Below are 15,679 nucleotides of genomic sequence, written 5' to 3'. Positions count from 1 at the left end.
GTTCAGTGGTTCCAGATTTTACGGGAAGAAGGTTACAAGAAAGCAAAGCTGCCAGCAATGGCAGAAACCGGCATGGCGCCACAAGACGAGCACCCAACCGGCAATGGATGGATCAATACTCTTTAAAGGCCAGTTCCAGACGGGCAATCAACGGTTTAAACAGGTAACTCATCAGGGTTCGTTCACCGGTCTTGATCGTCACGCTGGCGGGCATTCCCGCTTTAATTTTGTAATCACCCAGCAAACGCGCGCCCTCTGCTGAAACCTGTACTTCAGCAAGGTAGTAAGGCTGCTGTGTGGCCTCATCAATTAAACGATCCGCCGAGATGGTGAGAACCCGGGCCGGGACCGACGGTAACAGCGCGTGGTTAAGGGCAGGGAATAGCACATCAACGGTTAAACCGGGGACCAGTTTATCAATGGCGTGCACCGGTATTTTGGCATCGATTTGCATCGGTTGCCCGGCGGCAACGATATCCATTAAATGTTCTCCAGGCTGGATGACGCCGCCAACGGTACTGACTTTAACATCCAGCACGATGCCGTTAATCGGCGAGCGGATCTCGGTGTTATCCAGTTCATGACGCGTGGATACCAGTTCATCCTCCAGCATTGCCACCTCTTTTTGGTTTTCGGTCAGTTCAGACTCAACTTCACGTAAATATTGATGACGCACCTGGTAGGCTTTAATTTTTAATTCATTCTGCTGGGATTTCAGTTTTGCAATATTAAGTATATCTTCTGAAACGCTGCTGGATATTTCTGCTGCTTCGCGCTCAAGCACCAGTAACTGCGCTTTGGGGTAATAGTTCTTTTCACTCAGTGCGCGAATAGCACCCAGTTCCCTGTTAATCAGATTGAACTGGCGGTCGCGATAGCCTTTTATTTTATAAAGATTATCCGTTTGTCCCACCAGGCCATCGAGCGTCTCCTGAATCATCGACAGTTCGTCCTGAATGGTCTTGCGGCGCGTATCGAAAAGTTTAGCCTGCAGATTTCTCACTTCCGCCAGCCGTTTATTGCCGGAGAACTGCTGCGTCAACGTCGTATTAAAGCCGATTGTTTCCAGACCATCGCGTTCTGCCAGCAGGCGGTCTTCAATACTTTTAGCAGAAATATACTGGGCATTTAAGGCGCTGAAACGCATTTCGAGCTGCATTTTATCCAGCCGGACGAGAACCTGGTTTTTCTTCACCAGGTCGCCTTCTTTGATAAAGATATCCGTTACCCGACCGCCACTCAGGTGCTGAATAGTTTTGCGGTTACTCGATACGGTTACCGTGCCATCGGCGACCACGCCCGCATCTAACGGTGCTTGTACCGCCCAGAGGATAAAGCTGCCGACACCCAGCATAATGACGATCACGCCCCGAATAATCGGCGACCAGATATTGGTATCTACGCCAGCGGAGGCCGCGTTGTGGGGATTCTTTTTCATCATCAGGCCTCACGTTGCTGTTCAGTAGTGGATGGAGAAGGCGTAGCCACCGGTTTCAGTACGTTGGCCTGACGCAAATGGGCAAAAACCTGATCGCGGGTGCCAAACTCCTGTATAGCGCCATCGTTAAGCAGCAAAACTTTATTGACCACGCCGAGCAGCGTGGGTCGGTGCGAGATAATGACGGTAGTTTGTCCCTGCGTGCGCAGGGTATTGATGGCTTTAATGAGTGCGAATTCCCCCGCGTCGTCAAGATTGGCATTCGGTTCATCAAGCACGATAAACGCAGGGTTTTTGTAAACGGCGCGAGCCTGCCCGATACGCTGTCGCTGCCCGCCGGAGAGCTGGTACCCACCTGCGCCAAGCGGTGTGTCGTATCCTTGCGGCAAACGCAGAATCATCTCATGTACGCCGGCCAGCAGGGCGGCAGCGACGATAAGCTCACTGTCATTTGTGGTGAAACGGGCAATGTTTTGCGCGATGGTGCCGTCAAACAGTTCAACATCCTGCGGCAGATAGCCAATGGACGGACCCAGCAGTGCTTTATCCCACTGACAAATATCCGCCCCGTCTAATCTGACCTTTCCTGATAACGGCTTCCAGACGCCAACCAAAACCTTGGCCAGCGATGTCTTCCCTGAGGCAGAGGGACCGATAATCCCCAGCACTTCGCCTTGTTCCAACTGGAATGAGATATTACGCAATAGTGGGGAAGACTGACCGGGAGCCGCAGCAAAAACACCTTCAACGCTGATGTTGCCGTTCGGACGAGGCAGGGTCAGCACCTCTTTCGGTGCCGGATACTCTTTCAGCAGGTCAGAGAGCTGGTGCCAGGCGCTACGAAACTGCACAAACTGCTTCCAACTGCCGATCACCTGTTCTACCGGGTTGAGGACGCGGCCAAGAATAATCGACGCGGCAATCATCAGGCCCGGGGTAATATGGCCGCCGATCACCAGTAAAGCCCCGGCGCCCAGCGCAATCGACTGCAGCAACACCCGCACAAAGCGGCTGAGACTGCTTAACCCGGCCGTTTTGTCGGCAATCAGCGTTTGTAACGCCAGCACTTTGTTATGCTGTTCCTGCCAGTTGGACTTCAGGGTTGAGAGCATTCCCATCGCCTCAATGGCATCGGAGTTTTGTAGCTGTTTATTCAGTTTACTGGCATTGTTAATCGTTAAGGCGTGTGCTTGTTGAATAGGGCGCTTGGTAGCGATTTCCGAGACCAGCGTCAGAATGAATAATAACGTTATTCCACCGAGGGAGAGATAGCCCAGCAGAGGATGGACCAGAAAGGCGATGAACAGATATATCGGCGTCCAGGGAATATCCAGCAGGGCGAACAGACTATTCCCGGAAAGAAACTGACGGAGCTGATCCAGTTCGGCTAAAGATTGCGCCGGGTTATTATCACCGGTAACCATCTTTCTTTTAAATGCCGCATTAAAGACTAACTGGCTTAGCTTTATATCCAGCCGGTTGCCAAGCCTGACCATGACCTGCGCGCGGGCGGATTCAATCATGGCTATAACGATGTACAAGCCGACAATCAATAAGGTTAGCATTAACAGCGTGGTGGTATTTTTACTCACCAGCACGCGGTCGTATACTTGTAGCATATAAATTGCCGGCGCCAGCATAAGCATATTAATCACACAACTAAAAAACAGCAGCATCAGAAAAGTGGGTTTCGTTCCTTTTAATGCATCATTCAGTTCTGTTGGCGTATGCTGGCGCGACATAGTCTTCTCCTTATACGATCAATGAACTATTGCCATTGTTGCTGGCAAGGGTGGTGGGCATTTCCAGATAAAAGTCACCAATATTCACGGTGGTCGAATTGACGCCCACTAATGTGATGGTGTCAGTGCCGATAGTCACAATGGTGTTGCCATTGTTTCCGGTGATAGACACGCTGCTGGCAAAATTACCCGCGTTGATGCCTAACAAGACGAGATCGAGGAAGTCCTGGCCGCCGTTGGGGTTACTGTCAAAACCGGTGATCCGGTCCTGCCCAAAGTTAGCACCGAAGGCGAAGATATCGCTCCCGGCCCCTCCGTCAAGAATGTCGTTACCCTCCTGACCATTGAGAATATCGTCGCCGCTACCGCCGGAGAGGGTATCCGCGCCCGCGCCGCCAATCATGACGTCGTTGCCGTTTCCGCCCTGCAGGTTATCAGCGCCATCTCCGCCATCGAGGAAGTCATTCCCGGTACCGCCAAACAACTGGTCATTACCTCCCATACCAAACAGATAGTCATTGCCAGAACCGCCCGTAATGGTGTTAGCAATGGCATTCCCGGTACCGATAAAACTGCCGCTGCCGGTAAAGACCAGTTCTTCCACGTTGTCAGTGAGGTCATAGCTGCTGAGGCCGGTACGCACAATGTCCGTACCGCCATTCACACCTTCAATAACCACATCACCGAAATCATCAACGATGTAGGTATCATCGCCCGCGCCGCCGGTCATACTGTCGGCGCCAAGACCACCATCAAGCGTGTCATTACCCGCATCCCCCTGCAGGATATCTTGCCCCGCCTGACCAGACAGACTGTCGTTACCCGCACCGCCCACGAGCAGATCGTCACCTGCGCCGCCCAACAAAGTGTCATTCCCACCTTCACCGCGCAGAATATCGCTCCATGCGGTACCGACGAGCGTGTTCGCGCCGTTGGTACCGACAATCAGATCGCCCACAGGCTGTGTGGTGGTCGAGGTCAGAACAACAGGGGGGTTGCCTTCATCGTCGACGACGGTAACCACCACCTGCAGCATTCGACCGACCATGGCCTGGCCCGGCGTATAGGTCGCGGATGTCGCGCCGTTAATGTTGACGAATCCGGTTGGCGAACTCATTCTCCATTGATAGGTGAAATTACCGCCGCTCAGACCGTCTGCGTCCGCAATGCCCGAAACCACCGCGGTCAGCGTCAGACTTTCAGTCGGAGTGAGGTCATTAATTACCGGCGCACCGGTGGTGGCCTGATTTCTCGGCAGGATTGCCTGAGTTTGTGCCGACACCAGCGTTTCTGCGTCACCCATACGGTCGTTAAAACTGGCTACCACACGCAGCGGCGCGCCCTGAATAGCGCCAGGCACTCTGAACTCCGTACCGGTTGCCTGATCCCGCCATTGGCCGTTGACGAATGCCTGCCAGGTCATCGTGATGGCCACATCCGCTGCCAGCCCATTACCGTCCAGCAAATTCGCCACGTTGACGCGCAGCAGATCGCCCACCGAAGGGTTAGGATTGCTGATGGTGAGATCGCCCGTCGCTTGCTGCGCCGTCACCCACAACTGCTGAGCATCGCCAAACTCCAGTTTTTCGATGTTCAACAAACGATCAATGCCATCATTCAGGTTCAGCGCGGCATTGGGCGTAGCGTGATCGACACGCAGGCTACCGTCAGCCATACGGGTGAAGACATAGTTGCTGCTGACATCACGGTACACCGCAACGTCGGTTTCCGTGCCGTTACCTTCATGCAGAATTTCGCGCACAATCGACAGTTGATTCGGTTTCAGCGTGCCAGCAAGCATGTACGACTTCAGTTCGGCCATGCCTTCGGCGCTGGTGAGTCCTGCCATACCGGTAACGGCAATACGCACGTTGAGCCACGCATCGCCATCAATAATATCGTTACCGGCTTTACCCATAATGCGGTCGCTACCGCCGCCGCCGAGTAAAATATCGCTACCATCATCAGGGTTCAGTAGCACCGCGTCCGGGTTGGCAGAACGTTCTACGCCGAGAATGGCCTGAAGCCCGTTGATCCGGTCTGCACCTTCCTGGGTCAGGTTGTTAGAGAGGGGAACACCCTGAACCGGGGCGGTGCCTATCGGCTGTTCCGTCCCGGTCAGGATATCGTCGTATTTCCAGCCCGACAGCCCCTCAACCAGGTCAAAACGATCGCGCAGAATAAATTCCTGCTGGTTAACGAAAATTGGGATCCCAAGATCAGAGTTCGCGCCATTTGGGTCGCCTTTATGGATAGCCCAGTCGAAACCGGCCATACCATTATTACGCTGGATCCCCGCGCCCTGAACCATGATGTCGTCACCGGCTTCGCCATCGTAGTCGGTGTCGTTACCCTGACCGTTAAGGACATCGTGACCGATAATGGTACTGTTGAAGAACAGCTCAGAGTTATCACCCGCCAGCGTGTCAAACCCGTCGCCGCCTTCCAGCCAGTCATCGCCTTCGTTGCCCATCAGGAAATCACCACCCGAGCCGCCAAGCGCAAAGTCATTATCCTGACCCGAGAAGACCTCCTGCGCATCTTCACCGACCACCACGAAGTCGCTGCCGCTGCCGCCAAAGACCAGATCGTTGCCATTTCCGGAGAAAATAACGTCATGTCCGGCATCGCCGTGCAGGAAGTCAGCATCGCCAACGGGTGTACCGGTATCGGTAATAATGTCATCACCGTCACCGCCGTGGACCACATCGGCTTCGTCACCGCCTTCCAGTCGGTCATCTCCGCCATCGCCCCACAGGCTGTCGATCCCTTTACCGCCGATTAACGTATCGTTGCCTGCCGTTCCGCCAAGTACCACATGCCCATCACCGGTATATTTCAGATAACCACCGTCCGCAAAGCTATCGCCGTCAACATCCGCGCCAGGGTCGCGACGCACCAACAACGGCGAGAGCAGATCTTTCAGCGGATTACCCCATTTCGGGTCGATTTCCGTTTGCAGCACGCGGTTCACTTCAAAAATATGGTCCGGCGTCTGAAACAGGTTGGCGGGCAGGTGAGAGGAACCCTCCTCACCAAGATCGCTGTTACGCATTACCAGCGCGGAAAACGAGTTGGCCTCCAGTTCATTGAGTAAGTTCAACCCCTGAACGCGGCTCAGGTAGTAGAAACGATCGCCGTCCTGCAACATTTCCATTTGCGTTTCAAAGACAAAGTTGAAGGTTGAACCCAGCATGCCGCCAAATTCATTTTTGCGCTCAGCCAGTCCGCCAATCCAGAAATCGACCATATTCAGGCCGGTTTCTTTCGTTGCCCACGCCCCGGTGCTATTAAAGAAATCCATTGCATCCGCAGGTGGGGCGTTATTGGCATCGCCAAACAGCAGGAAGTTAACCGCCGCGCGTTTACCTTCAAGGCTGGTGGCATTGAGGATTAACTCATGCTGACCGTAAGCAGCCATAAAGTTAATGATAGAGGCCGGGTTTTTCAGGTAGGTGGTAAAGTCAGCCCAGCTGGTATAGGGCCTCAGTTGGCTATCACCGCTTAATGCAAAAAACTGCTCGCGAGCCTGGTTCAGCGAAGGCATTGCCGTATCACGGCCACGGGCAATATTAAGCGCGCCTAAATCAAGGGGCAGGCCGATGAGATTATTACGCAGAGCATCGGTAATAAACTCATCAATTTCATTGCCCACCTGACGCGTCATACCACGCACAATCGCGCCGATGGCCTGGTCGTCAGTGACGGTGGCACCGTTGATTTCATTGAATGCCACAGGATTCAGGAACGCGGCTATCAGGCCGATATCGCCGCTTTGCATATCAATGTTGGTACGCGCCACGGTTTCTGTCAGCATTGAATGCCCGAAACGGTAAACCACGTGCGCAAACTCGGCAAAGATAAGGGGGTTAATATCCGCCGTGTTGGAGAAGACAAACGGATCGACGGCGGGTTGTACGGTACGTGCAAACTCCTCAAACACGAGGTGCTGGTACTGCATTTCCGTGGAGAAGCGACCGGCCTGGAATAAGTACTCGCCATTCCATACCAGAGTACTGGTATTGGCAGGCATCTCAGTGATTTGGTGATTCGGCATCAACCACTGGTTAATGAGGTCGATGTCGCCGGTTTCCAGCAGTGTGGTTTTATACTGTTCAACCAGGCGATTATGTTCGCTGTGAAAAACGGCATGCACAGCGGTTAAGCCAATGTTTTCATTACCACGCCCATCGCCGGTGATAAAGTGGCGGTCGAGCAGTTCGTTATCATAGGTTCCCGCAGGTTGCGCTCCTTCGCCGCCGATAGCACTGTCATCATCCGCCAGCAGGCCCGCTTTTGGCGCGGCAGTATGAGCAATATCATCCAGAAACGCGTGGCCGGTGCGGAACGTCTCCGCAGGTAACAGGCCGCCATTGGCTTCAACCAGGCCGTTGGTAGTCACAATCTGTACCTTCCCGTTTTCACTTAAAATCAAATTACCGTAGCGGTCCGTTGCCAGCAGAGGAACATTAAAAACATCCTGATCGGTGAGTTTTATACCCAGTAGAGTTTCAGCCTGATTTTTAACGTCAGCCCAGGTCGCCAGTCCTCCGTTAGCGCCGCCTAACAGATTTCCCGTTGGCTCGGGTTTACCGTCAATGATTACGTATTCGCGGATGAAAATCTGATGTGAAGGGTGGGAGGTGTAGGTCTGGTTTTGATCAATGAAAGGGGTTGTCAGGTTTACCGTCTCTCGGTTTTCGTTGACCGTCGCCCGGGTTAATAGCATAAAGTTTGTATCCGACCCCTCAACATATAATGGGTCGTCTGGCTGTAGCGGAATGAAAACAATACCGTTGCCACCTTTCGGTATCAAATCCAGACCGTGGTCGAAAAACTGACCAAAGAAGGTCATCCAGCCATTAAAAGCGGGGGAAAGTCCAATATCCGGAGACTGGTTGGGAATAGATAAGCTGCCTTCTCCTGTAATAGTACCACCACCAGGCGCATCTTTTAATGCGTTGAATACCTCCATAGCCGCCGGGTTTGAAGCCGTCTGGTCCGAAATTAAGTTACTGATAATTCGCGGGTCAGCATCAATAACCATCCCGCCAATTTGGATATAACTGGTCATTTCATCCGCGTCTTGCCAGTTTAATGCGGTTAATCTTGGCATAGTCTGGTCGGCAGAGCCGTATAACTCTTGACCCGGCAAAAGGTTATTCCATGAACCATCCACCGTACGAAGGCCATAAGGTAATAGCGGACTGGAGACTAATTCTCGAAGCATTTCATCATTAACGCTACCATCCGCGTTAGTTGCCGCTTCGGATATTTTGATCTGCTTAAGAATAAAAGCCAGATCGTGCAGAGTGACAGTAAAGTCATATTGTGAGGCCATAAGTCATTACCCCTATCTTTACCTGAATTAGCTATCATCACTCTTTTCTTCTGCTTATAAAAGCTGACAGAAGAATGAGTCGCATCAGATATCTGATTGTTAGTACATGATTAAGCTCCGTATTTTAAAACACAAACGATATCCACGACCGGGTTGGTGTTATTCTCCAGATATTTAACCAGACCAATAAGATATTCACCTCACTTATGAATTGGGTTTTAGTGACCGATGCTAACCGTGCCTTATTGAAATTAAAGGCATATTCGGGGCGCGAAGTTTTGAGAAGACGAGGTCTTCTCAAGCAGTGAATGTGTAGGTTTTTTTAAACTCAGATTACATTTATGTGCTGATCATAACTATGGTTTTTCCGTTGCCGACTTCACTCATACTTTTTTATGAAAACATTAAATTTTCATTTCTTTACATTTGAATTAATGCCAAATTTCTTATTAAGAATAATTCTCATTAAGGCGATATTTAAGAGAGCAGGGGCAGATTATAAAATTTAATATTGGATGAAACTTAACGCGACATCATTCCAGAGGCCTGATTATGCTATTAGCGTAAATCAATACTGTGTGATAACTGGCCTACGTTTTGTTAAGTTCCCATCCAGACAGGTAATACAATGAAAAAAATATAATTCTTCTTTCCGGAATGCTCTTTTCGGCATTCGGTAACGCCAGTACGCTCTATTTTTATGAAGTCGGAACGGAGGATACAGCACTCGCTGGTGCAGGGCAGGCCGCTCGCGCTCAGGATGCCTCAACGCTATTAACGAACCCAGCGGGAATGACCCGTCTGTCTGACCATATGGTCACCGGAGGGTTGCAGGCGATGGGGGGAGATATTCCCTATACGCTGAACAATAGCGCTGACGAAAGGCAAAGTCCGGGGAACGTAATGACGCTGTTCCCCAATTCCAGTATGTTTTATGCGCAACGCCTGAGCGATACCGTTTCAGCCGGGCTGGGATTATATGGCAACTATGGGTTGGGTATCGATTTTGGCAACTGGGCCGGGGATCGGTTGATTAAACAAAGCACCCTGGTTGCGATGACGCTGAGTCCAGGCGTTGCATGGGAACTGAGTGACAAGGTGTCGGTTGGTGCTGCTGCGGGTTTGAACTACGGTTTTCTGTCTTTAAAAAGAAATGTCGACGGCCACGATGAAAAACAAAGCGATCATGACTGGGCGATGAATTACCGCCTTGGCTTATTGATGGATTTAAATGACAAAACACGGGCGGGCATAACCTGGAGCAGCAAGACTGATTATCATTTCAATATTGACGGCAAAGCGCGTTTCCCACATCTACCTAATATTGGCTATGACCTGCCGATTTCCGCCCAGGTCCGCGCGCCACAGCAGGTAATGGTTAGCGTGGTTCACGATATTAACCGAAGATGGTCAGTGATGGGGGATCTTGGCTGGCAGGACTGGAGTCAGTTTGGTAGCCCTCAGGTTACAATAAATGGTCAACCTGACGATCGTGATAATAGGCTGAAAGATACATGGCATACGGCGGTTGGTGTGCAATATCATCCCGATGAGCAGTGGCGAATTAATGCCGGGGTCGCATTTGACAGTTCACCGTACAAAACACAAAGTAATGCCGCGCTTTCGTTACCGACCGGGGATGAATGGCGATTTGCCACCGGAGCTCAGTACCAGATTACCCTAGCCAGTAATATCGGGGTAGCCGTTGAGTATTTGCATATGCAGTCATCCAGCGTTAAATCTGATATCTATGCCGGTGAGTATAAAAATCCGTGGCTTTGGTTTGCCAGCGTTAACTACAGCTATCAGTTTTAGCATCGTTGTTATCAAGTCGAAATGTTATGTATTGTCAATAATCACCACGGCAAAGCATCCATCCACTAATGTTCAGTGACCGTCTGCTGGTGGACTTCTAAAAATCATTTAAATAAAAATAAATTTGTACTTTTAGTATTGCGCAACCTATGGTTTTAATATGAGGCTGTACTATTCTTCATGGAATATACGTAGAATCATAGCGTTATCTCAATCAAAAGAATACAGGTTTGAACATGCAAATTTCACCACCGGTACGCCCTGAACAAAGTATACAACGTTTAATACAAGTGCTTGAGCCGATTGCAGAAAAGCTTAAGGTTGTACCTCGACGCCGTATCATGTGGAAATACAAAAATAAGCCTCAGCTATATCTTTTCCTGCAAGGAGAACTCTCCATTTTACGTTCGTCTGATGGCCTGTTAATTGTGACTGTCTATGAACCTCATCTGTTCGGTATTGCCGAGATGATCCAGCCGGTCCATGGTCACTTATTACGCGCAGAAGCCGAGTCGACAATATTACGCGTGGATGCCGATAAAGCGCGAGAGCTCTTCCATCAACAAGGGTTGTGGGAAGATGCGGCGGCTGTGCTTTCATATCACACGGGTTATCTCTTTTATCGCGATGATCTAGTGGTACAGCAGCGTACCTATTCGGTGATACGAAACCATCTCGAGGAAATGATTTTGTTACCGGAAGAGACCCGCAAACGCATGTCTATTTTGGATTACATTCAGGATCGCACCCACTTATCACGCAGCAGCGTTTTAAATGTCATTTCAGCCCTAAAAAAAGGAGACTATATTGATTTTGAACGCGGGGGATATCTTACCACCATCAATAAATTACCTGAGCGATTTTGAGGAAATCCAAAAATAAATTAAAAAGCAATTATCACCACAACTTAAATACCCTATTGTAGCGACACGTTATTTGTATCAATCGTAACTGAAAGCCTCGATAGGAAAATCATGAAAAAGACGCTTATTACACTTATTATTGCTAACGCTTTTACAGCCACAACCGCTTTTGCTGCAGCGGATGTCGGAACCTGGTATGCTGGCGGAAAATTTGGTTGGTCACACTATTTTGACTCCAGCACCAATCAACAGAGCAATAATCACGGTGAAAAATTTGGAAATGTTGGCACCGATGGCGATAATGTTGGTGGCGGTGTATTCACCGGTTATCAAATTACACCATGGCTCGCCGTTGAAGGTGGTTATGATTATTTAGGTAATATGCAGTTCAATGGTAAAAATGGCGCATCAGGTTCGCAAATGAAAAGCCAGGGGCTGCAACTCACACTGAAAGCAAGTTATGGTCTGAACGACGCCTGGGATGTATACGGTCGGGCAGGTGCCATGGGATATCGCGCAGAGTCCGATATTAAAGGGAATAATCGTTTTGATACCGGTGTCCGTCCGGTAGTGGCGGTAGGTACTGAATATGCCTTTAATAATAATTGGGCAGGGCGCCTTGAGTATCAATGGGTAAGCAATGTCGGTAACGAAAACCAGATTGGAGCAACCAGCGATGTCAGTTCTGTTACGGCGGGGCTGTCATATCGTTTTGGCCAGCATGACTAACCTTAGTTAATCAAACAGCCCATATTTAAGAGCCTCCTCATTCATCAATGAGGAGGCTCTTTTATTATTCAATAAGAGAATTAACCGACTGATTGATGCTCAACAGACCCGTTTGATTATGCTCCTTATAATAAAAATTGTTCATCTGTTGCATTTGCTCAAGCTTAGATAATGAAGCATACACCTGGTATGCCTGGCTATGAACATCAAACATCTCATTACGCTTAACATCATGAAGATAATCACTTTTTAGCGTGTTTGCCACGTTTTCAATTTGCAGTTTATTTTCTTGATATAACGACAAGGATCTCGAATTACTGCTCGATTTAGTCACGGAGTTATTCTGGATAACAGGAATAATCATTTTATTAATTCTAATTACTTTCTCCGATGGCGAAGAACTACAACCAGAGAGGGTTCCAATGATGAGTAATAGATATAGTGCACGCATATTTATTGACCTAAGGAGATGGATGCCAGTCATTATCTTTTTAAACAATCCATTGTCTACGGATGATTTATTTAAATAAAAATTTATAATTAAATATTTTTTAATGATACTGGCTTGTAAGGTTATGTTAACCTTTCAATACTCAATCACGCCGTCCTGATAAACATCGCATCGCAGATGCATATCAATAATCAATGAAGCAGTTTTGATCCTGCTTGAAAATTTATTATTAGCAGAGAATTTATGAAACTAAATAGACGAGTAAGCTATCTGGCTTTAGCCGGTGTCTGTTCGACATCGTTAATGTCACTTCCTGCAATCGCACAGGAAGGGGCAAAAGATGCTACAGCTCAAACCAAAAGCGCGAATGATGCCTTATACGGGCAATTGCCATTCACTAATAAAACAGATTTCGTAAATGCCCATAAGGGATTTATTGCTCCGCTTCCCGATGAACTAATCAAAGGAAAGCAGGGGAACATTGTTTGGGATCCGCAGCAATATGCTTTTATCAAGGAAGGCGAAAAAGCTCCCGCTACGGTTAATCCAAGCCTGTGGCGCCAGTCGCAGTTGATCAATATCGGTGGTCTGTTCCAGGTTACCGATGGTGTATATCAAATCCGTAATCTGGATCTCTCGAATATGACCATAATGGAGGGGAAAGAGGGAATTACGGTCATTGATCCGCTGGTATCGGCAGAAACGGCAAAAGTCGGAATGGATCTTTATTATAAAAATCGCGGTAAAAAACCCGTTGTTGCCGTCATTTATACGCACAGCCATGTTGACCACTACGGCGGCGTACGTGGTGTCGTGGATGAAGCTGATGTTAAATCCGGCAAAGTGAAGGTATATGCACCGGCTGGTTTTATGAAGGAGGCCGTATCTGAAAATATTATGGCAGGTAACGCCATGAGTCGCCGGGCCAGTTATATGTATGGCAATCTGTTAAAACCGGATGCAAAAGGTCAGGTAGGTGCAGGCCTTGGTACGACAACCTCTGCGGGTACGGTGACACTGATTGAACCTACTAATTACATTACCCACACCGGGCAGAAAGAAGTTATCGACGGTCTAACCTATGATTTCATGATGGCGCCTGGTTCAGAAGCGCCCTCTGAAATGCTGTGGTATGTAGAAGAGAAGGGAATGATTGAGGCCGCTGAAGATGTAACCCACACGCTGCATAACACCTATTCGCTGCGGGGCGCGAAGATCCGCGATCCGCTGGCATGGTCAAAATATATCAATGACGTTATTGGCCGCTGGGGAGGTAAGGCGAGCATTATTATTGCTCAGCACCACTGGCCAACCTGGGGTAATGAAAATGTTGTGAAGTTAATGAAGAGCCAGCGCGATATGTACCGTTACATCAACGATCAGACATTACGAATGGCTAACCAGGGTCTGACTCGTGACGAAATCGCCGCTAACTTCAAACTGCCGTCTGGTCTGGAAAAATCATGGGCCAGCCGCGGATACTATGGTTCCGTTAGCCATGACGTGAAAGCAACTTATGTCTTTTACCTCGGTTGGTTCAACGGTAACCCGGCAACGCTGAACGAACTACCGCCAGTAGATGCCGCGAAGAAATATGTCGATTATATGGGAGGGGCCGATGCCATCATGCAAAAAGCAAAAGCGGATTATGCCCAGGGTAATTACCGTTGGGTGGCGCAGGTGACTAACAATATCGTCTTTGCGGATCCGAGCAATAAAGAGGCTCGTAATCTGGAAGCCGATGCTCTTGAGCAGATGGGTTACCAGGCAGAGTCCGGCCCATGGCGTAATTTTTATCTGACTGGTGCGCAAGAATTACGCAACGGTGTGGTAAAAGGCGCAACCCCCAATACCGCCAGCCCGGATACGGTTAAAGCTATGTCGCCGGAAATGTTCTTCGATTATCTGGCTGTACATATTAATGGCGAAAAAGCGGCAAATGCCCAGGCTGTCTTCAACGTTGATTTAGGCGCTGACGGTGGTAAATACAAGTTGGAACTGGAAAACGGTGTTCTTAACCATAGTGCTGATACTCAGGCCAGTCATGCTGATGCCTCCATTACGCTGAATCGGGCGACGTTGAACAAAATTATCCTGAAGGAAGAATCGCTGAAGCAAGCGGAAGAGAAGGGTGAGGTACAGATCACTGGCAATCACGCCAAACTTGACGAGTTCGTCGGATATTTAGACAGTTTTGATTTCTGGTTTAACATTGTGACGCCTTAATTGTAGATAGAAATCATGTAATAACCCGTCAGCAATGGCGGGTTTTTATTATTGCTGCGGTTCAATTATTAAGAATATAAAAGATCTAAAATATAATGTGGAAATATTTTATCCATAATGTTAATAATTAATGTAATTAAAGTAACACACCATATAATCTGTATATTTTTGTTTTCATGGACGAGAGTTTGTGTATCATGATATAATACGGCGGTAAAATATGCAGGTTATTAACCTGTCCGTAGCATAAATGAATTTCTGAGGAGACCATTCCAGTGGGACGTAAATGGGCAAACATTGTTGCTAAAAAAACAGCTAAAGACGGTGCAACGTCTAATATATATGCAAAATTTGGTGTAGAAATCTATGCTGCCGCTAAGCAAGGTGAGCCTGACCCAGAATCAAACTCAGCTTTAAAATTCGTTATTGAGCGTGCAAAACAAGCCCAGGTTCCTAAGCACGTTATTGATAAAGCAATCGATAAAGCCAAAGGTGGCAGCGATGAAACGTTCGTGCAAGGGCGCTATGAAGGCTTTGGCCCAAGTGGTTCATTGATTATCGCTGAAACATTGACTTCCAATGTTAATCGTACAATTGCTAATGTCCGCTCAATCTTCAATAAAAAAGGCGGGAATATTGGAGCAGCAGGTGCAGTCAGCTATATGTTTGACAATACCGGGGTGATTGTATTTAAAGGAACAGACCCTGACCATATTTTTGAAGTTTTGCTGAATGCCGAAGTGGATGTCCGTGATGTAACCGAAGAAGAAGGGAACATCGTTGTTTATACTGAATCTACAGATCTCCACAAAGGAATTGCTGCTTTAAAAGAAGCTGGCATTACTGAGTTTTCAACAACAGAATTAGAAATGATTGCTCAATCAGAAATTGAACTTTCACCTGAAGATTTAGAAATCTTTGAAGGACTCGTTGACGCTCTTGAGGCTGACGATGATGTTCAAAAAGTATATCATAACGTTGCAAACCTTTAATTGTAAATTAAAAGGGAAGTGTCACTGTGGCTGATTTTGAACTTATAAATTTGTTATAAAAACATCCAGCCAGATGCATTGA

9 protein-coding genes are annotated in these 15,679 nt (G+C 48.4%); 5 read left to right on the top strand and 4 right to left on the bottom strand.

What is annotated here, in order from left to right; all coding sequences use genetic code 11:
• Positions 1-112 precede the first annotated feature (112 nt).
• The 3 genes from WHR59_RS12070 to WHR59_RS12060 are packed head-to-tail and all read right to left on the bottom strand — an operon-like array spanning position 113 to position 8,521.
• Positions 113-1,441, bottom strand: a complete 1,329-nt coding sequence (locus tag WHR59_RS12070; RefSeq protein WP_170928000.1) for an HlyD family type I secretion periplasmic adaptor subunit — start codon at positions 1,439-1,441, stop codon at positions 113-115.
• The gene (locus WHR59_RS12065; RefSeq protein ID WP_338844049.1) at positions 1,441-3,180 is read right to left on the bottom strand and encodes a type I secretion system permease/ATPase; all 1,740 of its coding nucleotides are present in this window, start codon (positions 3,178-3,180) and stop codon (positions 1,441-1,443) included. The genes WHR59_RS12070 and WHR59_RS12065 overlap by 1 nt, the downstream gene beginning before the upstream one ends.
• Before the next feature lie 10 nt (positions 3,181-3,190).
• On the bottom strand, positions 3,191-8,521 hold the full coding sequence (locus tag WHR59_RS12060) for a peroxidase family protein (RefSeq protein ID WP_338844048.1): 5,331 nt from the start codon (positions 8,519-8,521) through the stop codon (positions 3,191-3,193).
• A 657-nt stretch (positions 8,522-9,178) separates the two neighbouring features.
• On the opposite strand from WHR59_RS12060, the gene WHR59_RS12055 reads away from it, so the two are divergent.
• From WHR59_RS12055 to WHR59_RS12045, 3 genes are all read left to right on the top strand, one after another.
• Positions 9,179-10,336 (top strand): OmpP1/FadL family transporter, encoded by a 1,158-nt coding sequence (locus WHR59_RS12055; protein ID WP_338844047.1) that lies wholly within the window; start codon positions 9,179-9,181, stop codon positions 10,334-10,336.
• Between the two features lie 236 nt (positions 10,337-10,572).
• Positions 10,573-11,202 carry a winged helix-turn-helix transcriptional regulator gene (locus tag WHR59_RS12050; RefSeq protein WP_043016330.1) on the top strand — a complete coding sequence of 210 codons (630 nt, stop codon included), beginning with the start codon at positions 10,573-10,575 and terminating at the stop codon, positions 11,200-11,202.
• A 108-nt stretch (positions 11,203-11,310) separates the two neighbouring features.
• Positions 11,311-11,928 (top strand): outer membrane beta-barrel protein, encoded by a 618-nt coding sequence (locus WHR59_RS12045; RefSeq protein WP_338844046.1) that lies wholly within the window; start codon positions 11,311-11,313, stop codon positions 11,926-11,928.
• A gap of 64 nt (positions 11,929-11,992) precedes the next feature.
• Here the strand turns inward: WHR59_RS12045 and WHR59_RS12040 are convergent, their stop codons facing one another.
• Positions 11,993-12,262 carry a hypothetical protein gene (locus tag WHR59_RS12040; RefSeq protein ID WP_223306639.1) on the bottom strand — a complete coding sequence of 90 codons (270 nt, stop codon included), beginning with the start codon at positions 12,260-12,262 and terminating at the stop codon, positions 11,993-11,995.
• A 360-nt stretch (positions 12,263-12,622) separates the two neighbouring features.
• On the opposite strand from WHR59_RS12040, the gene WHR59_RS12035 reads away from it, so the two are divergent.
• Positions 12,623-14,605 (top strand): alkyl/aryl-sulfatase, encoded by a 1,983-nt coding sequence (locus WHR59_RS12035; protein WP_338844045.1) that lies wholly within the window; start codon positions 12,623-12,625, stop codon positions 14,603-14,605.
• Between the two features lie 275 nt (positions 14,606-14,880).
• Positions 14,881-15,597 carry a YebC/PmpR family DNA-binding transcriptional regulator gene (locus WHR59_RS12030; protein WP_043016333.1) on the top strand — a complete coding sequence of 239 codons (717 nt, stop codon included), beginning with the start codon at positions 14,881-14,883 and terminating at the stop codon, positions 15,595-15,597.
• Positions 15,598-15,679: the final 82 nt, after the last annotated feature.

The sequence above is a fragment of the Citrobacter europaeus genome (assembly GCF_037482245.1).
Classification (GTDB): domain Bacteria; phylum Pseudomonadota; class Gammaproteobacteria; order Enterobacterales; family Enterobacteriaceae; genus Citrobacter; species Citrobacter europaeus.
The sequence above is the reverse complement of the archived record's forward strand: the minus strand, read 5'-3'. Positions and strand labels throughout refer to the sequence as shown.